General features: G+C 68.3%; 17 protein-coding genes. 5 read left to right on the forward strand and 12 right to left on the reverse strand.

The window, feature by feature from the left end:
* Nucleotides 1-3: 3 nt before the first annotated feature.
* The 4 genes from AWB95_RS07090 to AWB95_RS07105 all read right to left on the reverse strand — a co-directional run bounded on the left by AWB95_RS07090 (nucleotide 4) and on the right by AWB95_RS07105 (nucleotide 2,959).
* Nucleotides 4-462, reverse strand: a complete 459-nt coding sequence (locus AWB95_RS07090; RefSeq protein WP_062538755.1) for a PH domain-containing protein — start codon at nucleotides 460-462, stop codon at nucleotides 4-6.
* Nucleotides 459-941, reverse strand: a complete 483-nt coding sequence (ribH, locus tag AWB95_RS07095; protein ID WP_062538754.1) for a 6,7-dimethyl-8-ribityllumazine synthase — start codon at nucleotides 939-941, stop codon at nucleotides 459-461. The genes AWB95_RS07090 and ribH overlap by 4 nt, the downstream gene beginning before the upstream one ends.
* A gap of 49 nt (nucleotides 942-990) precedes the next feature.
* The gene (locus tag AWB95_RS07100) at nucleotides 991-2,268 is read right to left on the reverse strand and encodes a bifunctional 3,4-dihydroxy-2-butanone-4-phosphate synthase/GTP cyclohydrolase II (RefSeq protein WP_062538753.1); all 1,278 of its coding nucleotides are present in this window, start codon (nucleotides 2,266-2,268) and stop codon (nucleotides 991-993) included.
* Nucleotides 2,269-2,359: 91 nt separating this feature from the next.
* The gene (locus AWB95_RS07105; protein ID WP_062538752.1) at nucleotides 2,360-2,959 is read right to left on the reverse strand and encodes a riboflavin synthase; all 600 of its coding nucleotides are present in this window, start codon (nucleotides 2,957-2,959) and stop codon (nucleotides 2,360-2,362) included.
* Nucleotides 2,960-3,029: 70 nt separating this feature from the next.
* Here AWB95_RS07105 and AWB95_RS07110 point away from each other — a divergent pair, with 70 nt between their 5' ends.
* Entirely contained in the window at nucleotides 3,030-3,743 is a 714-nt protein-coding gene (locus AWB95_RS07110; protein WP_062538751.1) for an LppX_LprAFG lipoprotein, read from the forward strand.
* A 4-nt stretch (nucleotides 3,744-3,747) separates the two neighbouring features.
* Entirely contained in the window at nucleotides 3,748-5,280 is a 1,533-nt protein-coding gene (locus AWB95_RS07115) for an MFS transporter (protein WP_062538750.1), read from the forward strand.
* Between the two features lie 3 nt (nucleotides 5,281-5,283).
* Here AWB95_RS07115 and ribD read toward each other — a convergent pair whose 3' ends face one another.
* The 5 genes from ribD to AWB95_RS07140 are packed head-to-tail and all read right to left on the reverse strand — an operon-like array spanning nucleotide 5,284 to nucleotide 9,780.
* On the reverse strand, nucleotides 5,284-6,303 hold the full coding sequence (gene ribD / locus AWB95_RS07120; RefSeq protein ID WP_085167869.1) for a bifunctional diaminohydroxyphosphoribosylaminopyrimidine deaminase/5-amino-6-(5-phosphoribosylamino)uracil reductase RibD: 1,020 nt from the start codon (nucleotides 6,301-6,303) through the stop codon (nucleotides 5,284-5,286).
* Nucleotides 6,300-6,986 (reverse strand): ribulose-phosphate 3-epimerase, encoded by a 687-nt coding sequence (gene rpe / locus AWB95_RS07125; RefSeq protein WP_099539781.1) that lies wholly within the window; start codon nucleotides 6,984-6,986, stop codon nucleotides 6,300-6,302. The genes ribD and rpe overlap by 4 nt, the downstream gene beginning before the upstream one ends.
* On the reverse strand, nucleotides 6,983-8,353 hold the full coding sequence (locus tag AWB95_RS07130) for an RsmB/NOP family class I SAM-dependent RNA methyltransferase (RefSeq protein ID WP_085167871.1): 1,371 nt from the start codon (nucleotides 8,351-8,353) through the stop codon (nucleotides 6,983-6,985). The genes rpe and AWB95_RS07130 overlap by 4 nt, the downstream gene beginning before the upstream one ends.
* Nucleotides 8,350-9,282 (reverse strand): methionyl-tRNA formyltransferase, encoded by a 933-nt coding sequence (fmt, locus tag AWB95_RS07135; RefSeq protein ID WP_085167944.1) that lies wholly within the window; start codon nucleotides 9,280-9,282, stop codon nucleotides 8,350-8,352. Before fmt ends, AWB95_RS07130 begins: the two co-directional genes overlap by 4 nt.
* Nucleotides 9,283-9,309: 27 nt before the next feature.
* Nucleotides 9,310-9,780 carry a MarR family transcriptional regulator gene (locus tag AWB95_RS07140; protein ID WP_085167873.1) on the reverse strand — a complete coding sequence of 157 codons (471 nt, stop codon included), beginning with the start codon at nucleotides 9,778-9,780 and terminating at the stop codon, nucleotides 9,310-9,312.
* A gap of 144 nt (nucleotides 9,781-9,924) precedes the next feature.
* On the opposite strand from AWB95_RS07140, the gene AWB95_RS07145 reads away from it, so the two are divergent.
* Nucleotides 9,925-10,737: a class I SAM-dependent methyltransferase gene (locus tag AWB95_RS07145; protein ID WP_062538167.1), complete on the forward strand. Its 813-nt coding sequence runs from the start codon at nucleotides 9,925-9,927 to the stop codon at nucleotides 10,735-10,737.
* 8 nt (nucleotides 10,738-10,745) lie between these two features.
* Here the strand turns inward: AWB95_RS07145 and AWB95_RS07150 are convergent, their stop codons facing one another.
* On the reverse strand, nucleotides 10,746-12,713 hold the full coding sequence (locus tag AWB95_RS07150) for an aconitate hydratase (RefSeq protein WP_062538166.1): 1,968 nt from the start codon (nucleotides 12,711-12,713) through the stop codon (nucleotides 10,746-10,748).
* Nucleotides 12,714-12,933: 220 nt separating this feature from the next.
* Between AWB95_RS07150 and AWB95_RS07155 the strand changes: the two genes are divergently transcribed.
* Nucleotides 12,934-16,185 (forward strand): helix-turn-helix transcriptional regulator, encoded by a 3,252-nt coding sequence (locus AWB95_RS07155; RefSeq protein ID WP_238600952.1) that lies wholly within the window; start codon nucleotides 12,934-12,936, stop codon nucleotides 16,183-16,185.
* A 10-nt stretch (nucleotides 16,186-16,195) separates the two neighbouring features.
* Here AWB95_RS07155 and AWB95_RS07160 read toward each other — a convergent pair whose 3' ends face one another.
* Both AWB95_RS07160 and AWB95_RS07165 read right to left on the reverse strand, forming a co-directional pair.
* Nucleotides 16,196-16,597, reverse strand: coding sequence for a type II toxin-antitoxin system VapC family toxin (locus tag AWB95_RS07160; protein ID WP_062541369.1), 402 nt, complete (start codon nucleotides 16,595-16,597; stop codon nucleotides 16,196-16,198).
* 7 nt (nucleotides 16,598-16,604) lie between these two features.
* The gene (locus AWB95_RS07165; RefSeq protein WP_062541368.1) at nucleotides 16,605-16,829 is read right to left on the reverse strand and encodes an AbrB/MazE/SpoVT family DNA-binding domain-containing protein; all 225 of its coding nucleotides are present in this window, start codon (nucleotides 16,827-16,829) and stop codon (nucleotides 16,605-16,607) included.
* 203 nt (nucleotides 16,830-17,032) lie between these two features.
* On the opposite strand from AWB95_RS07165, the gene AWB95_RS07170 reads away from it, so the two are divergent.
* Nucleotides 17,033-20,299, forward strand: a complete 3,267-nt coding sequence (locus AWB95_RS07170; protein ID WP_249025632.1) for a helix-turn-helix transcriptional regulator — start codon at nucleotides 17,033-17,035, stop codon at nucleotides 20,297-20,299.
* Nucleotides 20,300-20,401 lie beyond the last annotated feature (102 nt).

The raw sequence follows: 20,401 nt of genomic DNA on the forward strand, positions 1-20,401 counted from the left end.
ACTCTACGTCTGCTCGCGCTGGGTGTAGCGCGCCATCAGTGTCCGCACGGTCTCCATGGCGTCCACCGCGCGGTCCTTGTCGACAGCCTGGATCGCCATCAGCGGGATGTACTCGTCGTCCGGCAGGTCGATGCGCGCCCAGCGGGCACCCACCGGAAACGACACCCCCACGACGTCCGACCAGGGCACCAGCCGGTAGCCCAGCAGGTTGCGCACCGAGAGCCCGGCCGGCCCGATGCGCAGCCGCGGCCGCGCGAACAGCAGCACGAACCCGGCGATGACGAGCCCCAGCGCTGCGATCGCAACCTGGTCGGCGGTCTGGAAGATCACCCCGCTGGAGCGGATCTTGAGCATCAGGCCCACCACGATGTGCGCCGCCGCGATCACGAACGCCGCGCTGTAGGCGAAATACGGTGTCAGGTGCGGACGAATTTCGGCGTCCCAGTCGGGCTGTGAGGTCACGGCTTTGCGCGCAGATCGCGCAGGGTCAGCGCGGTGCTCAGCGCCGCCGCGGTCGCCTGAGCACCCTTGTCCTCGGCAGAATCCGGCAGCCCGGCCCGGTCCAGTGCCTGCTCCTCGGTGTTGGTGGTCAGCACACCGTTGGCGACCGGCGTAGACGCGTCCAGCGACACCCGGGTCAGCCCCTGAGTCACCGCGTCACAGACGTAGTCGAAATGCGGTGTCTGGCCGCGGATCACCACACCCAGTGCGACGACGGCGTCGTGCTCGCGCGCGAGCGCCTGTGCCACCACCGGGATCTCGATTGCGCCGAGCACCCGCACCACCGTGGGGTCGTCCACTCCCCACTCGGCGGCCGTCTTACGAGCACCGCCCAGCAGCGCATCACAGATCGTGGTGTGCCAGGTGCTGGCTACGATCGCCAGCTTCACTGAAGACGCGTCGAGTGCCGGCATGTCCGGCACACCGGCGGCTGGACTCACTGGCGCCGCTCCTCCTCATCGCTCCGCTCTGCATCGTCGCCGGCGCGACTCACAGAGCCCCGCCGAATTCGCCGGGCAGGTGGGCGGATTCGTGATAATCGTCCAGGCCGATCAGGTCGTGACCCATCCTGTCGCGTTTGGTCATCAGGTAGCGGATGTTCTCGGCGTTGGCCCGCACCGGCAGCGGTACCCGCTCGATGATGTGCAGTCCGTAGCCGTCGAGCCCGACCCGCTTGGCCGGATTGTTGGTCAGCAGCCGCATCGACCGGACGCCGAGGTCGACGAGTATCTGCGCGCCGATGCCGTAATCGCGTGCGTCGGCGGGCAATCCGAGTTTGAGGTTGGCGTCGACGGTATCCGCGCCGGCGTCTTGTAACTGGTAGGCCTGCAGTTTGTGCATCAGCCCGATGCCGCGGCCTTCGTGCCCGCGCATGTAGAGCACCACCCCGCGTCCCTCGCGGGCGACCATCGCCATCGCCGCATCGAGCTGCGGGCCGCAGTCGCAGCGGCGCGAACCGAACACGTCACCGGTCAGGCACTCCGAGTGCACCCGGACCAGCACGTCGTGCCCGTCGTAGTTGGGCCCGGCAATCTCACCGCGGACCAGCGCCACGTGTTCGACGTCCTCGTAGATGCTGGTGTAGCCGACCGCGCGGAACTCGCCGTGCCGGGTCGGGATGCGGGCCTCGGCGACGCGCTCGATGTGCTTCTCATGCTTGCGCCGGTACTCGATCAGGTCGGCGATCGCGATCATCGCCAGGTCGTGCTCGTCGGCGAAGACCCGCAGCTCGTCGGTCTGCGCCATCGCGCCTTCGTCCTTTTGGCTGACGATCTCGCAGATTGCGCCCGCGGGTTGCAGCCCGGCCAGCCGGGCCAGGTCGACCGCGGCTTCGGTGTGGCCGGTGCGGCGCAACACGCCACCGTCCTTGGCGCGCAACGGAACAACGTGGCCGGGCCGGGTGAAGTCATCGGCGACGCTGGCCGGATCGGCCAGCAGCCGCATCGTGGTTGCGCGGTCGGAGGCCGAAATCCCGGTCCCGACACCGTTTTTCGCGTCGACGGTGACAGTGTAGGCGGTGCCGTGCTTGTCCTGGTTGACCGCGTACATCGGCAACAGGCCCAGGCGGTCGCAGATGGCGCCGTCGAGCGGGACGCACAGGTAGCCGGAGGTGTAGCGCACCATGAAGGCCACCAATTCGGGGGTGGCCATTTCGGCGGCGAAGATCAGGTCGCCCTCGTTCTCGCGGTTCTCATCGTCGATGACGACAACGGCCTTGCCCGCCGCGATGTCGGCAACCGCCCGCTCGACGGAGTCCAACCGCGTCATCTTTGCCACCTAGTCTCGGACGAGCCCCGTCGCAGGGCTCATGCGTTGCATTCAGTATGAACCACGAGGATGGCGCGGATATTGCGGTGGCCTAATCAGCGGGACGCAGGACCAGCCGTTCGACATATTTGGCCACGACGTCGACCTCGAGGTTTACCGGTGTGCCCACCGCCGCACGGCCCAGCGTGGTCAGCTCCCGAGTGGTCGGGATCAGCGACACCTCAAACCAATCCTCCCCCAGCCCGGAGACGGTCAGCGAGATGCCATCGACCGTGACAGAGCCCTTTTCCACGACGTAGCGGGCCAGCGCGGCAGGCAGCTCGATGCGCACCACCTCCCAATGTTCGGCCGGGGTGCGCGCCAGGATGTGTCCCGTCCCGTCGACGTGGCCCTGCACGATGTGCCCGCCCAGCCGGCTGCCCAGGGCCGCGGCGCGCTCCAGGTTGACCGGACTGCCGACCGTGAGCCGGCCCAGGCTGGACCGGTCGAGTGTCTCGCCCATCACATCGGCGGTGAACTGCCCGCCCGGCAGCACCTCGACCACGGTCAGGCACACGCCGTTGACGGCGATCGAATCGCCGTGGCCGGCATCGGCGGTCACGACCGGGCCGCGGATCGTGAGCCGCGCAGAATCGCCCAGGTCATCCTTGTCGACAACCTCGCCCAACTCTTCAACGATCCCGGTGAACACCGCCTCAGATTAGTGACTCACGCTTCTGCGCGCGACGCCGCCGCTGCGGGCACCCTCTACGATGCAACGTATGCAGACGCCGCGGAAAACCAGCCGCCTCATCGCCATCCTTGCCGCCCTCAGTTTCGCCGCCGCACTGGTCGCCGGCTGCTCGTCGGCGTCCAAGAAGAACAGCAGCCCGCTGCCGGATGCGGCCACGCTGGTCAAGCAGTCCAGCCAGACCACAAAGAACGTCAGGAGCGTGCACGTTGTGCTGTCGACGAGCGGAAAGGTGAAGGGGCTGCCCATCAAAACGCTGACCGGTGACCTCACCACCGCACCCAGCACGGCCGCCAAGGGCAACGCCAAGGTCGTCGTGGGCGGGTCTGACATCGATGCCGACTTCGTGGTGTACGACTCGAACTTGTACGCGACGCTCACCCCGAACGTGTGGACGGACCTCGGTCCGGCCGCCGATATCTACGACGTCTCCACGATCCTGAATCCCGACAACGGGCTGGCAAACGTGCTAGCCAATTTCACCGACGCCAAGGCCGACGGCCGCGAAACGATCGGTGGCCAAGACACTGTCCGCATCACCGGAAAGGTCGCCCCCGACGCGCTGAACAAGCTCGCGCCGTCGGTGAATGCAACCCAACCGCTGCCGGCCACCGTCTGGATCCAGGAGAACGGCGATCACCAGCTGGTGCAGGCCAAGATGGAACCCAGCTCGGGCAACACCATCCAAATGACGCTGTCGAACTGGGGTGAGCAGGTCCAGGTCACGAAACCGCAGGTGAGCTGAGTTCATGCAGGCTGGACGCAGAATCGCGATCAGCGCCGGCAGCCTCGCCGTGCTGCTCGGCGCGTTGGACACGTATGTCGTCGTCACGATCATGCGCGACATCATCAGTACGGTCGGCATCCCGGTTAACCAGCTGCAGCGGATCACCCCGATCATCACCTGGTACCTGCTCGGCTACATCGCCGCGATGCCGCTGCTGGGGCGCGCTTCGGACCGGTTCGGCCGCAAACTCATGCTGCAAGCCAGCCTGGCCGCGTTCGCCGTCGGCTCGGTGGTCACCGCGCTGTCCGGCAACCTGCATATGTTGGTGGTCGGCCGAACCATTCAGGGTCTGGCTGCGGGCGCGTTGCTGCCGATCACCCTGGCGCTCGGCGCCGACCTGTGGTCGCAGCGCAACCGGGCCGGGGTGCTCGGCGGTATCGGTGCATCTCAGGAGCTCGGCAGCGTGCTGGGGCCGCTGTACGGAATTTTCATCGTCTGGCTGACCAGCCGCTGGCAGGACGTGTTCTGGATCAACGTGCCGCTGGCTGGGGTCGCGATGGTGATGATCCACTTCAGCCTGCCGTCGCGGAACCGCACCGCCGAGCCGGAAAAGATCGACCTGGTCGGTGGGGTGCTGCTGGCAATCACGTTGGGCCTGGCTGTGATTGGGCTCTACAACCCGAACCCCAACGGCCACGACGCGCTGCCCAGCTACGGCTGGCCGCTGGTGATCGGGGCGATTGTCGCCGCGGCGGTGTTCGCGGTGTGGGAACGTTTCGCGCGCACCAGGCTGATCGAGCCGGCCGGGGTGCACTTCCGCCCGTTTCTGGCCGCCCTGGGTGCCTCGGGAGCGGCCGGCGCGGCTCTGATGGTGACGCTGGTCGACGTGGAGCTGTTCGCCCAGGGCGTGCTCGGCAAGGACCAGGACGAGGCGGCGATCATGCTGCTGTGGTTCTTCGCCGCATTGCCCATCGGCGCGGTGGTCGGTGGATGGATCGCGACCAAGATCGGCGACCGTGCGATGACGTTCATCGGGCTGCTCATGGCGGCTGGCGGGTATGTGCTGATCTCGCACTGGCGGCTCGACCTGTTGACCGACCGGCACAACATCTTCGGGTTGTTCTCGCTGCCGGCGCTGGACACAGATCTGTTCATCGCCGGGATCGGGCTGGGCCTGGTGATCGGGCCGCTCTCGTCGGCCAGCTTGCGGGTGGTCCCGTCGGCCCAGCACGGCATCGCCGCGGCCCTGGTGGTGGTCGCGCGGATGACCGGCATGCTGATCGGTGTGGCGGCGCTCAGCGCCTGGGGTTTCTACCGGTTCAACGAGATCGTCGCGACCAAGTCAGCGCAGGTTCCGGCCAACGCCAGCCTGGTGGTTCGACTGGCCCTGCAAGGCCGGCTGTATCGGGAGTCGTTCGCGGAGATGTACGGCGGGATCTTCACGGCCACCGCGTTCGTCTGCGTGGTGGGCGCGCTGCTCGGTCTGCTGCTGTCCAGCCGCAGTGTCCACGCCGAGGAGCCGGAGCTGCCGGAGCATGAGGCCGTCGACGCGTAAGGGCTAGCGGGGCACCAGGCTGAGCAGCAGATCCGGGCCGACGCGCTCCACCCCGTCGAAGCGCCACCGCAGCGCCCGCGCGATGCTGGGCACTCCGACGTCGTCGACCGCGGTGATCGGCCCGCCCAGCAGGATCGGCGCGACATAAGCCAGAATCCGGTCGATCGCCCCGGCCCGCAGGAACGCGCCGGCCAGCGTCGGACCGCCCTCGAGCAGGACGTCGGTGCGATCCGACAGCGCCTTGAGCACTTCCGCCGGGTCGTGCGTGCGGATCACCATGGTGTGCGAGTCGTCGTTGAGAACGTTTGCCTCCGAAGGGATTTCGCGCTTTCCGACCACCACGCGCAGCGGCTGCCGATCAGCCAGCGTGCCGTCGGCCAGCCGGGCGGTCAGGGTCGGGTCGTCGGCGAGCACGGTTCCGGTGCCCACCACGATCGCGTCGGCGGCGGCGCGGCGGCGGTGCAGGTCGGCGCGCGCGGCCTCGCTGGTGATCCACTGGCTCGAGCCGTCCGCGGCCGCGCTGCGCCCGTCGATGCTGGTGGCGTACTTCCACGTCACGTGTGGCAGGCCGGTGCGCTGCTTGTGCAGCCACTCGCGCAGCGGTCCCGTGGCTACCAGATCGGCCTCGACGTCGCTGAAAACGCGCACACCGGCTGCCGCGAGCCGGGCCGCGCCGCCGGCGGCCAGTGGGTTGGGATCGGCGACGGCGTAGACCACCGACGCGATGCCGGCGTCGAGCAGGGCGTCGACGCACGGCGGGGTCTTGCCGTGGTGGTTGCACGGCTCGAGGGTGACGACGGCGGTGCCGCCGGCGGCCAGGTTGCCGGCTCTTCGCAGCGCCACCACTTCGGCGTGCGCGCTGCCGGCCGGGCCGGTGCCGCCCACGCCGACGACTCGGCCCCCACGATCCAGAATGACCGCTCCGACAGGAGGATTCGGGTAGGTCGCGCCCTTGACCAGGTCGGCGTGTTCGACGGCGAGGCGCATGGCGGCGTCGTGGCTGATGGCCGCCTGGGCGCTCATCGGCGGAGATGCGGAGCCGCGGCCGCGGCCTGTCGCCGCAGCGCCTCGACCGCGGCCTCCGGGTCGTCGGCGCTGTAGACGGCCGACCCGGCGACGAAGCAGTCGACACCGGCCTCGGCGGCCTGCTCGATGGTGTCGGCGTTGATGCCGCCGTCGATCTCGACCAGGATCCTCAGTTCGCCGGAGTCGACCATCTTGCGCACCGTGCGCACCTTGCTCAAGACCTCGGGGATGAACTCCTGGCCGCCGAACCCGGGCTCGACCGACATGACCAGAAACGTGTCGAAGTCCTTGAGTATCTCCAGATATGGCTCCAGCGGAGTCCCGGGCTTGATGGAGAGGCCGGCCTTGGCGCCGGCGGCCCGGATGTCGCGGGCCACGCCGACCGGGTTGTCGGTGGCCTCGGCGTGGAAGGTGACGTTGTGGGCGCCGGCTTCGGCGTACGGCGGCGCCCAGCGGTCCGGGTCCTCGATCATCAGATGGCAGTCCATCGGGATGTCGGTGTGCTTGAGCAGGCTTTCCACCACCGGCAGCCCGATGGTCAGGTTGGGCACAAAGTGGTTGTCCATCACGTCGACGTGCAGCCAGTCCGCGCCATCGACAGCGGCGGCCTCGTCGGCCAGCCGGGCGAAATCGGCGGCCAGAATCGACGGCGCAATCAGGGGTCGTGCCACGCTGGTCAGCTTACTTGTAGCGCGGCGGCGAACATGGCGTCGGTGCCGTGCCGGTGCGGCCACAGCTGCACATACGGCCCGTCCCCCAGCCCGTCGACGGGGTCGAACAGCGGCCGAGTGTCCAACGCGGACACCGGGTGCCGTCGCAGCGCGTCGGCGACGACGCCGACCGTCTCCGCCAGGTGCGGCGAGCAGGTTGCGTACAGCACCACACCGCCGGGTCGGGTCAGCGCGATCGCGGCGCTCAGCAGTTCGCGTTGCAGCTTTGTGAGTGCCGGAATGTCGGCGGGCTGACGCCGCCAGCGGGCCTCGGGGCGGCGCCGCAGCGCGCCGAGCCCGGTGCACGGCACGTCGACCAGCACCCGGTCGAAGCCGGGCTCCTGCCCTGTTTGGCGTCCGTCGACGCGCAGCACGTCGACCGGCAGCCCGCGGGTGTTCTGCGCGACCAGGTCCGCGCGGTGCGCCGACGGCTCCACGGCGGTCACCCGGGCGCCGGTTTCAGCCCCGATGGCGGCTAGCAGTGCGGTCTTGCCGCCCGGGCCGGCGCACAGGTCCAACCAGCGGCCGGTGTCGCCGTCGACGGGCGCCAGCGTGAGCGCGCGGGCCACCAGCTGGCTGCCCTCGTCCTGGACCAGGGCCTGCCCGTCGCGCACCGCGGGCAACTCCCCCGGGTCGCCGGCCGGCAGGTACACCGCGTACGGCGAATAGCGGCCGACCGTGCCGTGTACGGCCTCGGCCAGTTCCTCGGCGGTCAGCGCCCCCGGACGGGCGGCCAGGTGCACCTGTGGGCGTTCGTCGTCGCTGGCCAGCACCGCGTCGAGTTCGCCAGCGGCCGCGCCGAGCGCGTCGGCGAAGGCCTGCGCGATCCAGCGCGGGTGGGCATGTACGAAAGCGGCATGCCCTATCGCGTCGGCTTGCGGGTCGGGCGCCAGCTCGTCGACCCAGGCCTTTTCGTCGCGGCCGCTGATGGTTCGCAGCACGCCGTTGACGAAACCCGCACGCGCGGAATCGAATTCGATGGCAGCTTGCTCGACGGTGGTGGACACCGCGGCGTGCGCGTCGACCCGGGTGCGAAGTAATTGGTAGGTGCCGAGCCGCAGCAGGTCGAGCAGCACCGGGTCGATGGCCTCCGGTTTTCGTCCGGCGGCCGCGCCGATGACCGCGTCCAGCAGGCCGCGAGTACGGCACGTGCCGTAGGTGAGCTCGGTGGCGAAGGCGGCGTCGCGCCCGGTGATACCGCGTTCGCGTAGCAGCGCGGGCAGCGCCAGGTTGGGGTAGGCGTCGCGCTCGCTGACGGCGCGCAGCACGTCGAAGGCGGCCCGCCGGGCCGGATCCAGCGGTTTGCGTCGCGGCGGGCGGCGCGGCTTGGGGCTCATGTCGCGCGCGTCGCGGAGTCCAGCCGGGCACCGCGGGCCCAGTCGACGGCGTTCATGAATTTCTTTCCGGGCGGCTGGATTTCGCCGAGCTGCACCGGTTGTGAACCGGTACCGATCCGCACGCTACGACGATCGGCCTGAATTTCGCCGGGCTGCAGGGTGTTTGGTGCGTCGGCGTCGATCCGCACCGGGCCGAGTTTGATCCTCTGGTCGCCGATCATGGTCCAGGCGCCCGGATGCGGCGTGACGGCGCGGATGCGCCGTTCGACGACATGGGCCGGCAGGTCCCAGCGCACCCGGGCGTCGTCGACGGTGACCTTGGGCGCGAAGCTGACCCCGTCGGCCGGCTGCGGCACCGGCGTGAGCGTGCCGTCGGCGATGCCGTCGAGGGTGGTTTCCAGCAGCGCCGCACCCGAAACCGCAAGGCGCTCAAGCAGATCGCCAGCGGTGTCGGTGGGCTGGATCGTTTCGGTGACGACGCCGTAGACGGGTCCGGAGTCCAGGCTGGGCTCGATCCGGAAAGTGGTTGCGCCGGTGACCGTGTCGCCGGCGGCGATCGCGGCCTGTACCGGGGCGGCGCCGCGCCAGGCGGGCAGCAGCGAGAAGTGCAGGTTGATCCAGCCGTGCGGCGGCACCGCGAGCAGCTCGTCACGCAGCAGCGCGCCATAGGCCACCACCGGGCAGCAGTCCGGCGCCAGCTCGGACAGCTCGGCGACGAAGTCGGCGGTGTTGGGCCGCGGCGGGCGCAGCGCCGGGATGCCCTCGTCGAGCGCCAGGCGGGCCACCGGCGACGGCTGATGATGGCCGCGGCGGCCAGAGGCGGCGTCGGGCCGGGTGAGCACCGCGACAACCTCGTGGCGCGGCGACTCGATCAGCCGACGTAGAGCGGGTAGCGCGGGTTCTGGGGTGCCGGCGAAGACGAGACGCACCGACACAGTGTAGGGAGACGCCGACGCCTACGAGTCGACGTCGGGTTCGCCGCCGGCCGCCGTGAATGCAGTGAGCGCGCGTACCAGGCCGCGACGCTCCGGGGGCGGCATCTTCTCGACGATGCGGGCGATCTCGGCGCGCCGGTGCGCCGTGACTTGCCGGACGACCTGCCGGCCGCGGTCGGTGAGGTCGGCCAGCAGCTCCCGGCGCGAGCGCGGGTGCGGCAGACGGTCGATCAGCCCGGCGCCGACCAGGCGATCGACCATCCGGCCGGCCGCCGACGGCTTCACGTCCAGCAGGCCCGCCAGGGTGGCCAGGTTGACCGGACCACGATTGGACAAGATCACCAATGTCCGGAACTGCGGGATCGTGATGGTCTCGTTCACTTGGGCGATTGACCGCGCTGAGATGGCCACCAGCAACCGCGATGCCGTCAACAAGGCATCGGTGATCGTGTCGAGTGAATCGTCAGCCGCCGCGGCTTCTTCGGTCGATATGGCTGCTTACCTCCCCCCGTCGCGCACAGGTGATCCCCAGAAGTCTAACAGCCGATTACTATTGCTTATAGCAATTATTTCTTAATAGAACTGTAGCCAGTGGCACCCGCTATGGCTGCCCCGACATCGGCACAGGAGGTCTTGATGAGCATTGGCACACGCGATGCGTTGGCGAGCACGCCCCGGGCGGTGTGGGCGATGGGCGACTACGCGCTGATGGCCGAGCAGGTGATGGCCCCGCTCGGGCCGGTCCTGGTCGACTTCGCCGGGATTGTCGCGGGCGACAAGGTGCTTGACGTGGCCGCCGGATCCGGCAACATCTCGATCCCCGCCGCCGCGCGAGGGGCCAGCGTGGTTGCCAGCGACCTGACGCCCGAGTTGCTGCGGCGCGCTCAGCAGCGGGCTACCGAACACGGTGTGACGCTCGAATGTCGGGAAGCCAATGCCGAAAACCTGCCGTTCGCCGATGGCGAGTTCGACGTGGTGTTGTCGGCCATCGGGGTGATGTTCGCACCGCATCACCAGCGTGCCGCCGACGAACTGGCCCGGGTCTGCCGGACGCGGGGCACGATCGGTCTGATCAACTGGACACCCGAGGGATTCTTCGGCCAGATGCTCGCCGCCATCAGGCCGTATCGGCCGACGCTGGCGCCCGGTGTGCCGCCGGCGGCGTTGTGGGGACGCGCGGACTATATCGCCGGGTTGCTCGGCGACCGAGTAAGCGACATCGCCACCGAGCGGGCAGTGTTGCGACTGGACCGGTTTCGCAGCGCCGAAGAGTGCCACGAGTACTTCAAGAACAACTACGGCCCCACGATCAACGCCTACCGCCTGATCGGCAACAATCGCGTGCTGGCGACCGCCCTCGACGCCCAACTCGTCGACCTTGCCCGACGGCACCTGGCCGGCGGCGTAATGGAGTGGGAGTACTTGATGGTCACCGCGCGGAAGCGCTGAGCCACGGCCTATCCTTCCTCTTCTTCGGCTTCTGCGGCCAGCCGCGGAATCAATCCCCCGGCCAGCACGTCCTTGACCTGCCGCGGCGAAAGACGGTGCCGCACAGTGAAAGACGTGTTCTTCGTGACGTTGTCGACCTTCAGCGTGTCCCCGTCCGCAAGGGCCTCGCGCAGATTCTGCAGCCGCAGCGTGTCGTCCTGGTCGACGCCGTCGTAGTCGTCGGCTTTCTCGAACTCCAGCGCCAGCACCCCGAAGTTGGCGAGGTTCTGCCAGTGGATACGCGCGAACGACTTGGCGATCACCACCCGCAGCCCCAGGTAGCGCGGCGCGATCGCGGCATGCTCGCGCGACGAGCCCTGGCCGTAGTTCTCGCCGCCGACGATGATGTGACCGGCCTCGCCGGCTTCCTGCGCGCGTTCGGGGTACGACTCGTCGATCTGGGTGAAGCTGAACTCCGCCAGCTTGGGAATGTTGGAGCGGAAGGGCAGCGCCCGCGCACCGGCGGGTGAGATCTCGTCGGTGGAGATGTTGTCCTCGACCTTGAGCAGCACCGGCGCCTCGATCTCGTCGGGCAGCGGATCGAGCTCCGGCAGGTCGGAGACGTTGGGGCCCTTGACCGGCTCGACCTTCTTCGCCTCGTCTTCGGGTAACGGCGGCACAAGCATTGCCGTGTTGACCGAGCTGTTTTCGGGCAGGTTGAGCTTCGGATAGTCCATTTTCTCGTCGCGTGCCCACTCGCGCGGGTCGGTGATCACCCCCGTCAGCGCCGATGCGGCAGCGGTTTCCGGCGAGCACAGCCACACCGAGTCTTCTTTGGTGCCGGACCGGCCGGGGAAGTTGCGCGGCATGGTGCGCAGCGAGTTGCGGCCGACAGCGGGGGCCTGGCCCATGCCGATGCAGCCCATGCAACCCGCTTGATGGATACGCGCCCCGGCGATCACCAGTTCGGCCGTGGCGCCCATCTTGGTCAAATCGGTCAGGATCTGCCGCGAGGTCGGGTTGACGTCGAAGCTGACCTGCGGTGCCGTCTGCCGGCCTGCCACCATCGCCGCGGCGATCGCGAAATCACGCAGTCCGGGATTGGCGCTGGACCCGATCACCACCTGGGAGATCTCCTCGCCGGCGACCTCGCGGACCGGCACCACGTTGCCCGGCGACGACGGCTTGGCGATCAGCGGCTCAAGCTTCGACAGGTCGATGGTGTCCTCGACGTCGTAGTCGGCGCCGTCGTCGGCGAGCAGCTCTATCCAGTCATCCTCGCGGTCCTCGGCGCGGAGGAACTCCCGCACTGCGTTGTCGCTGGGGAAAACCGTTGTGGTGGCGCCGAGTTCGGCGCCCATGTTGGCGATCACGTGGCGGTCCATTGCGGTCAGGCTTTCCAGGCCAGGACCGTGGTACTCGATGATCCGGTTCACCCCTCCCTTGACGTCGTGGCGGCGCAGCATCTCCAGGATCACGTCCTTAGCCGAACACCATTGCGGCAGTTCGCCTTCCAGCCGCACACCCCACACCTCGGGCATGCGGATGTGCAGCGGTCGCCCGGTAATGGCGAGCGCTACCTCCAGCCCACCGACGCCGATGGCAAGCATCCCAAGCGAACCGGCAGCTGGCGTGTGAGAGTCGGAGCCCACCATCGTCTTTCCGGGAATGCCGAACCGCTGCATGTGGGTGGGATGCGACACCCCGTTGCCGGGCTTGGAGAACCACAGCCCGAATCGCTGTGCCGCGGTGCGCAAGTACTCGTGGTCCTCGGCGTTCTTCTCGTCGGTCTGCAGCAGGTTGTGGTCGACGTACTGCACGCTCACCTCGGTGCGGGCGCGATCGAGCCCGAGCGCCTCGAGTTCCTGCATCACCAGCGTGCCCGTCGCGTCCTGGGTCAACGTCTGATCGATGTGGATGGCGATCTCCTCGCCCGGCGTCATCTCGCCGGATTCCAGGTGCGACTCGATCAGCTTTTGCGTGACGTTGAGCGGCATGACGGAGTGCGTACCCCAATCGGCCGACACTCATGCGCTACGTGGTGATCTTTGCCTGTGCACGGCCGTGCGGCGCTAGGACCGCATTTACGCTGCCCAACGTGTCGTAGATACGTGTTTTCGCTGATGTTTTGGGGTTCGCGGTGGCCGCATGCTGGCTAGCATGAGCGAGATCGATCCACGCGCGGAGACGCCGCTGGTGGACTGGAGCGATCATGGCGTGAGCGCGCTGTTGCCGACGGGCACCGTGACGCTGCTGTTGGCAGACGTCGAGGGCTCCACGCGGCTATGGGAGACCCAGCCTGAGGAGATGACGGCTGCAATCGCGCGGCTGAACCGGGTCGCGTGCGATGTCATCGCCGCCCACGACGGCGTGCGCCCCGTCGAGCAGGGCGAGGGCGACAGTTTTGTGGCCGCGTTTGCCCGTGCCTCCGATGCCGTAGCGACGGCGTTGGAATTGCAGCGTGCCCCGCTGTCCCCGATCCGGCTGCGCATCGGTGTCCATACCGGAGAGATCCAGCTGCGCGACGAGGGCAACTACGCCGGCCCGACCATCAACCGGACGGCGCGCCTCCGGGATCTGGCGCACGGAGGCCAGACCGTGCTGTCGGGTGCGACCGAGGCATTGATCGTCGATCGGCTCCCGGACGGTGTGTGGTTGGCCGATCTGGGCATACACCCGCTTCGTGACCTACCCCGTCCGGAACGGGTGGTGCAGCTGTGCCATCCCGATTTGATCAACGAGTTCCCCCCGCTACGCGAATCGATAGCTGTTGTCTCCCAACGGCTTCCGGTGCCACTGACGAGCTTTGTGGGCCGCGACGCGGAGCTGACCCACCTGCGGCAGCTGCTGGCCGAGAACCGGTTGGTGACGGTGACCGGTGCCGGCGGGGTGGGCAAAACCCGGCTGGCCGTCCAGATCGCGGCCCTGCTGGCGGCCGAATACGCCAATGGCGTCTGGTATGTCGATCTGGCGCCGATCACCGATCCCGCGGTGGTGCCGATCACGGCGGCCCGAGCATTCGGACTGCCCGACCAGCCCGGCCGCTCGACAATGGACACGCTGACTCGTTTTGTCGCCGACCGTCAGATGCTGGTGGTGCTGGACAACTGCGAGCACCTCCTGGATGCCAGCGCCGCGCTGATGGTGGCACTGCTGGAAGCGTGTCCAGGATTGACATTCTTGGCGACCAGTCGTGAGCCGATCGGCGTCGCGGGCGAGGTGAGCTGGCGGGTGCCCTCACTGTCGCCGGACGACGAGGCCATCGAACTATTCGCCGACCGCGCTTGCCTGGCGCAGCCCGGCTTCACCATGACCGACGACAATGCCGCGGTGGTGGCCGACATCTGCCAGCGCCTGGACGGGATGCCGCTGGCGATCGAACTGGCCGCCGCGCGGGTGCGCGCCTTGTCGCTGGACGAGATCCTCGACAGCCTGCATGACCGCTTCCGCCTGTTGACCGGTGGCGCGCGCACCGCCGTGCGCCGCCAGCAGACCTTGCGCGCCTCGGTGGACTGGTCGCATGCGCTGTTGACCGAACCCGAGCGCGTGTTGTTCCGCCGGCTGGCCGCCTTCATGGGTGGCTTCGACCTGAAGGCCGCCCAAGCAGTCGGTGGCGATGGCGATGTGGAGCGCTTCCAGGTGCTCGACCTGCTCACCCTACTGGTGGACAAGTCCCTTGTCGCGGCTGAACATCCAAGTGGCGCAACCCGATACCGCTTGCTGGAAACGGTGCGCCAATACGCCCAAGAAAAACTGCTCGAGTCCGGCGAAGCCGATGGCGTGCGGACGCGTCACCGCGACCACTACACCGCGATAGCCGCCCCACTTGACGCGCCGGCCGGCACAGACTATGAGCAGCGCATCGAGCAGGCCGAAGCCGAGATCGACAACCTGCGCGCTGCCTTCGGATGGAGCCGGGAAAACTCCGACGTCGAGCGGGCGTTGGCGCTGGCGGCGTCGTTGCAGCCGCTGTGGCAAGCGCGAGGACGGCTCCGGGAAGGGCTGGCCTGGTTCGACACCGCGCTGGCCGACCTCGAAGCGCACCCCGGGGTGACGCCCGTGGTGCAGGCGCGGGCGCTCGCCGACAGCGCCGCGCTCGCTTTTTGGGTGGGTAGGGCCGGCTGTCTCGATCGGGCTCAGCAGGCCCTGGCGATCGCCCGCGAGGTCGATGACTCGACCCTGCTGGCCCGGGCGCTGACCGCCTGTGGGTTCATCGCCAGCTACTTCGACGCGGAGGGGGCCCGAGCGTACTTCGCGGAGGCGATCGAACTCGCCCGCGCAGTCGGCGATCGCTGGACGCTCAGCGAGATCCTCACCTGGCAGGCGGCCGCAGCGACGGCCGCCGGTGACCCGCTCGCTGTGCGCGCGGCCGGCGAAGAGGGACGCGACCTCGCCGACGCGATCGGTGACCAGTTCCACTTGCGCCCGTGCCGCGTCTGCCTCGGATGGGCACACATATTTCAGGGTGATCTGGCCGGTGCCGCCGCACAATTCGCCGAGCTGGTGGCCGAGGCCCGAGCCGCTCACGATGGGTTCATTGAGGCGACTAGCCTCGCGTACCAGAGCTTCGCGCTGGCGTACGGTGGCCACGCGGCTGCGGCGCGGGCAGCCGCCGACGCCGCTGTCGAGGCCGCCGCCGAGCTTGGCGGGCTTAGAGCGGGCGTCGCCTACTTGGCGTTGGTTACCGCGGCCTTGGCCGCCGGCGATGCTGCTGCAGCGCAGGACGCGACCGAGGCGGCCTGGCCACACCTGAGTGCCTTGCCCCAGCCGGCGGTGTTGGGGCGCGTCTACAAAGCCCAGGCCGCGCTGGCGGGCGGGGATCTGGTCGCGGCCCGCCGCTGGGCCGACGACGCCGTGACGACAACGACGGGTGTAATCCTGTCGGAGGCGCTGTCGACGCGTGCCCGGGCGGCGATCGCGCAAGGCGAGCCGGACCAGGGCGAACGCGACGCCCACGACGCCCTGACGTGTGCCGCGGACGTTGAGGCGCACCTGCTCATCCCCGACATCCTGGAATGCCTCGGCGATCTGGCCAGCGACGTCGGCAGCCACCGCGAAGCCGCCCGGCTCTTCGGCGCTGCACACAGCAGCCGGCAGCGCATGAGGGCGGTCCGCTTCAAGATCTGGGACGCCGACTACGAGGCTTCGGTGGCCGCAGTTCGTGACGCCTTGGGCGGCGACGACTTCGAAAGCGCTTGGTCGGAGGGCGCCGCCCTGAGCACCGAGGAGGCGATCGCCTACGCGCAACGCGGCCGCGGCGAACGCAAACGACCTGCCAGCGGCTGGGCCTCACTCACCCCCACCGAGCGCGACGTGGTCCGACTGGTCAGCGACGGGCTGGCCAATAAAGACATCGCCACAAGGCTTTTCGTCTCGCCACGCACAGTGGAAACCCACCTCTCCCACGTCTACGCCAAACTCGGCCTGAGCTCCCGCGTAGGGCTCGCGCAGGAAGCGGCCCGCCACTGAACGACGTTCGTCAGGGCGAGATCAGCTCGAGGCGCGGGAAGAACGACCGATAGCGCCGGGGATCGCGCGTCAGTAGCGCGCGGCCGGTCACTGCGGCGTGGGCACCAATGTAGAAATCTGGCAGTGGCGAGCGTTTCTGGCCTCCCCGCCGCCGATATTCGATGAAGCATTTGCCGGCCAGAAAGGCCGCTTCCCATGGCAGGGCCTCGCGCTCCAGCTCCGCTGGCAATGCCTGCTCGAGTTCTTCGATCCGCTCAAAGGCGATCGAGACCTCGGCGTACACGATCGGATTGATCAGCGTGGCCCCTCGGTCGAGGGCATCGGCAAGCCGCGCCTCAGACCACTCACACCAGCGGGGGTCCTCGGTGAAAAGGTCCAGCAGCACGTTTGAGTCAACGAGCGTACCGGCCACCGGCGAGCTATTCGTCGCCGCGGGTCAGCGCCATGATCTGCTCAGTACTCATCGCGACGGTGCCACGGCCCCGCATCCGACGAGCAATCGTCTTGCCCCGGGCGGTCTTGGTGCGCACCAGCCGGGCGCCGCGCGCGTCGAGTTCAAACTCGACCTCGGAGCCCGGCTCGATCCCGAGCTTGCGCCGCACCCCGAGCGGGATCGTTACCTGGCCTTTGCTCGTCACCCGCATACCAGCCAGCCTACCTAACGGTAATACCAGTTGGTAATACCAGATCGTGCGAGGCGCGGGCCGGGGTCACAAATCCGCGCTCTAGGGCAGAGTTCTACGCGTTTTCGCTGATGTTTGAGGCTCGTCTTCACCGCATGCTGGCTAGCATGAGCGAGATCGATCCACGCGCGGAGACGCCGCTGGTGGACTGGAGCGATCATGGCGTGAGCGCGCTTTTGCCGACGGGCACCGTGACGCTGCTGTTGGCAGACGTCGAGGGCTCCACGCGGCTATGGGAGACCCAGCCTGAGGAGATGACGGCTGCAATCGCGCGGCTGAACCGGGTCGCGTGCGATGTCATCGCCGCCCACGACGGCGTGCGCCCCGTCGAGCAGGGCGAGGGCGACAGTTTTGTGGCCGCGTTTGCCCGTGCCTCCGATGCCGTAGCGACGGCGTTGGAATTGCAGCGTGCCCCGCTGTCCCCGATCCGGCTGCGCATCGGTGTCCATACCGGAGAGATCCAGCTGCGCGACGAGGGCAACTACGCCGGCCCGACCATCAACCGGACCGCGCGACTCCGCGATCTCGCCCACGGAGGCCAAACCGTGTTGTCCGGAGCGACAGAACAATTGGTGGTCGATCGACTACCCGAGGGTGCGTGGCTGACCGATCTGGGCACTCATCCGCTGCGCGACTTGCCCCGTCCCGAGCGGGTGGTGCAGTTGTGCCATCCCGATCTTGTGAATGAATTCCCGCCATTGCGGGTCGCCACAGTGGTTGTCTCCCAGCGTCTTCCGGTTCAGTTGACCAAATTCGTGGGTCGCGATGCGGAGTTGGCCCAGGTGCGGGAGCTGTTGGCGCACAACCGGCTAGTCACCCTGACCGGCACCGGAGGAGCGGGCAAAACCCGGTTGGCGGTGCAGGTCGCGGCGCAGCTGACCGGTGAGTTCACCGACGGGGTGTGGTATGTGGATCTGGCGCCGATCACCACCCCCGACGTCGTGCCTATCGCCGTAGCCCGCGCATTCGAGCTGCCTGATCAACCGGGCCGCTCCACCATGGATTCCATCACCCGTTTCGTCGCTGACCGCCAGGTGCTACTGGTGCTGGACAACTGTGAGCATCTGCTGGATGCTAGCGCGGCACTGGTCGCCGCTCTGCTCGGCGCCGGTGCCAACCTGACGGTATTGGCGACCAGCCGTGAGGCGCTCGGGGTGACCGGTGAAGTGGGTTGGCGGATGCCGTCGTTGTCGCTGGCCGATGAAGCCATCGAGCTGTTTGAGGACCGGGCCCGCCACGCTCGGCCGGACTTCGTTGTCTCTGATGACAATGCCGCGGCAGTCAAGGAGATCTGTGCACGGCTCGACGGCTTGCCGCTGGCGATCGAGTTGGCCGCGGCGCGGGTGCGGGCGTTGTCGCTGGCCGAGATCCTCGATGGCCTGCATGACCGCTTCCGCCTGTTGACCGGTGGTTCGCGCACCACGGTGCGTCGCCAGCAGACCCTGCGCGCATCGGTCGACTGGTCGCATGCACTGTTGACCGACCCGGAGCAGGTCCTGTTTCGCCGGCTGGCGGTGTTTCTCGGTGGCTTCGATCTAGACGCCGCCCAATTCGTATGCGGTAGCACTGATGTGGAGCGCTACCAGGTTCTGGATCAGCTCACCCTGCTGGTGGACAAGTCGCTGGTGGTCGCCGACGACAGCGGAGGCCGAACCCGCTATCGGCTGTTGGAGACGGTGCGTCAGTACGCGCTCGAGAAGCTCGGGGAGTCCGGTGAGGCCGATGCCGTGCGGACGCGTCATCGCGACCACTACACCGCGATGGCGGCCCTGCTTGACGCGCCAGGAGGCGGTGATTATGAGCAGCGCCTCGAGCAGGCCGAGATCGAGATCGACAACCTGCGCGCCGCGTTCGGGTGGAGCCAGGAAAACTCTGATATAGAAATGGCTTTGGCGCTGGCGTCGTCGCTGCAGCCGCTGTGGTTCGCGCGGGGCCACGGCCGGGAACCGCTGGCCTGGTTCGACACCGCCCTCGCCGACCTCGACGCGCAGCGCCCCGAGGTAGCGGCCGCGGTACGGGCACGCGCCCTCGCCGACCAGGCCCTACTCGATTCGTTGGTCGGCGGCGCCGCGAGCCTGGATCAGGCTCAGCAGGCGCTGGCGATCGCGCGCGACATCGATGACCCGGCCCTGCTGGTCCGGGTGCTGACCGCGTGCTGTTTAATCGCCGTCTTCACCACTCCTGAGGTGGCCCGGCCGTACTTCGCTGAGGCGATTGGCCTGGCCCGTGCGTTAGACGATCGGTGGAGGCTGAGCGAGCTCCTCAGCTGGCAGGCGCTCGGGGCGGCAGTCGTGGCGGGTGACCCGATAGCGGGGCGCGCAGCTGCAGAAGAAGGACGCGACCTCGCTGAGGCGATCGGCGACCGGGTCCACTCGCGCCTGTGCCGCTTTTCCCTCGGAATTGCACAGCTATGTCGCGGCGATCTGCCCGGAGCCGTCACACAATTCGGCGTGGTGGCGGCCGAGGCCGAGGCAGCTCACGATGAGGTCCGCAGGGTGCACAGCCTCGCGTTCCAGGGCGTCGCACTCGCGTGGCAGGGCGAGGCCGGTGCGGCTCGGGCCGCCGCCGACGCGGCCGTCGAATCCGCTTTGGAGCTTGCCGCGATCTCGGCGGGCCTTGCCTACTCGGCGATGGCTGTCGCGACCCTGGCCGACGGTGATGCCGCGACGGCCCAGCAAGCGTACGAGGCGGAGCGCCAGCACGCGAGTGCCCTCCTCGCCGCCGCAGCGCTGGGACGCTCTTGCGGCGCGCAGGCCGCCCTGGCGGGCGGGGATCTAGTTGCGGCGCGCCGCTGGGCCGACGAGGCGGTATCGACTACGACCGGCATATTTCGGTCGGATGCGCTGACCACGCGCGCCCGCGTGGCGATCGCGCAGGGCGAGCCAGATCAGGCCGAGCGCGACGCCCACGACGCGCTCGCGATCGCCGCCAGCATTCAAGCGTATTTGGGTATTTCCGACACCCTGGAGTGTCTCGGCACTCTAGCCGGGGGCACCAGTAGTCACCGCGAAGCCGCCCGCCTGTTCGGTGCCGCACACGCAATGCGGCAGCGCATGGGCGTGGTGCGGTTCAAGGTATGGGACGCCGACTACGAGGCCTCAGTGGCTGCGCTGCGAGATGCAATGGGCGAGAAGGACTTTGACGCGGCCTGGGCCGAAGGTGCGGCCCTGACCACCGAGGAGGCTATCGCGTACGCCAAACGCGGCCGAGGCGAACGCAAACGCCCGACCAGCGGCTGGGCCTCGCTAACCCCAGCTGAACTCGACGTCGTGCGACTGGTCAGCGAAGGGCTGCCCAATAACGCAATCGCCACAAGGCTTTTCGTCTCACCGCGGACCGTGCAATCCCACCTCACCCACGTCTACACCAAACTCGGCCTGACGTCGCGGGTCCAACTCGTCCGAGAAGCAGCCCGCCACGCGCCCGCCTAGCGACATGTCTTTCCGTGGGCTCGCATTGTCGGAGCCAGCACTATGCCCCACACTGGTTTGGCGAAAGTGAAATTCTCAAAAGCGATGCCGTCCATGTCTTTT

Source organism: Mycobacterium celatum (assembly GCF_002101595.1).
GTDB lineage: Bacteria > Actinomycetota > Actinomycetes > Mycobacteriales > Mycobacteriaceae > Mycobacterium > Mycobacterium celatum.

Excerpts from the sequence above, each read along its gene's own strand:
- AWB95_RS07130 (WP_085167871.1), bottom strand. The coding sequence starts at position 8,353 with ATGAGCCCCAAGCCGCGCCGCCCGCCGCGACGCAAACCGCTGGATCCG.
- AWB95_RS07165 (WP_062541368.1), bottom strand. The coding sequence starts at position 16,829 with ATGCGGGTGACGAGCAAAGGCCAGGTAACGATCCCGCTCGGGGTGCGG.
- AWB95_RS07110 (WP_062538751.1), top strand. The coding sequence starts at position 3,030 with ATGCAGACGCCGCGGAAAACCAGCCGCCTCATCGCCATCCTTGCCGCC.
- AWB95_RS07100 (WP_062538753.1), bottom strand. The coding sequence starts at position 2,268 with ATGACGCGGTTGGACTCCGTCGAGCGGGCGGTTGCCGACATCGCGGCG.
- AWB95_RS07150 (WP_062538166.1), bottom strand. The coding sequence starts at position 12,713 with ATGCCGCTCAACGTCACGCAAAAGCTGATCGAGTCGCACCTGGAATCC.
- ribD (WP_085167869.1), bottom strand. The coding sequence starts at position 6,303 with ATGAGCGCCCAGGCGGCCATCAGCCACGACGCCGCCATGCGCCTCGCC.
- AWB95_RS07145 (WP_062538167.1), top strand. The coding sequence starts at position 9,925 with ATGAGCATTGGCACACGCGATGCGTTGGCGAGCACGCCCCGGGCGGTG.
- AWB95_RS07115 (WP_062538750.1), top strand. The coding sequence starts at position 3,748 with ATGCAGGCTGGACGCAGAATCGCGATCAGCGCCGGCAGCCTCGCCGTG.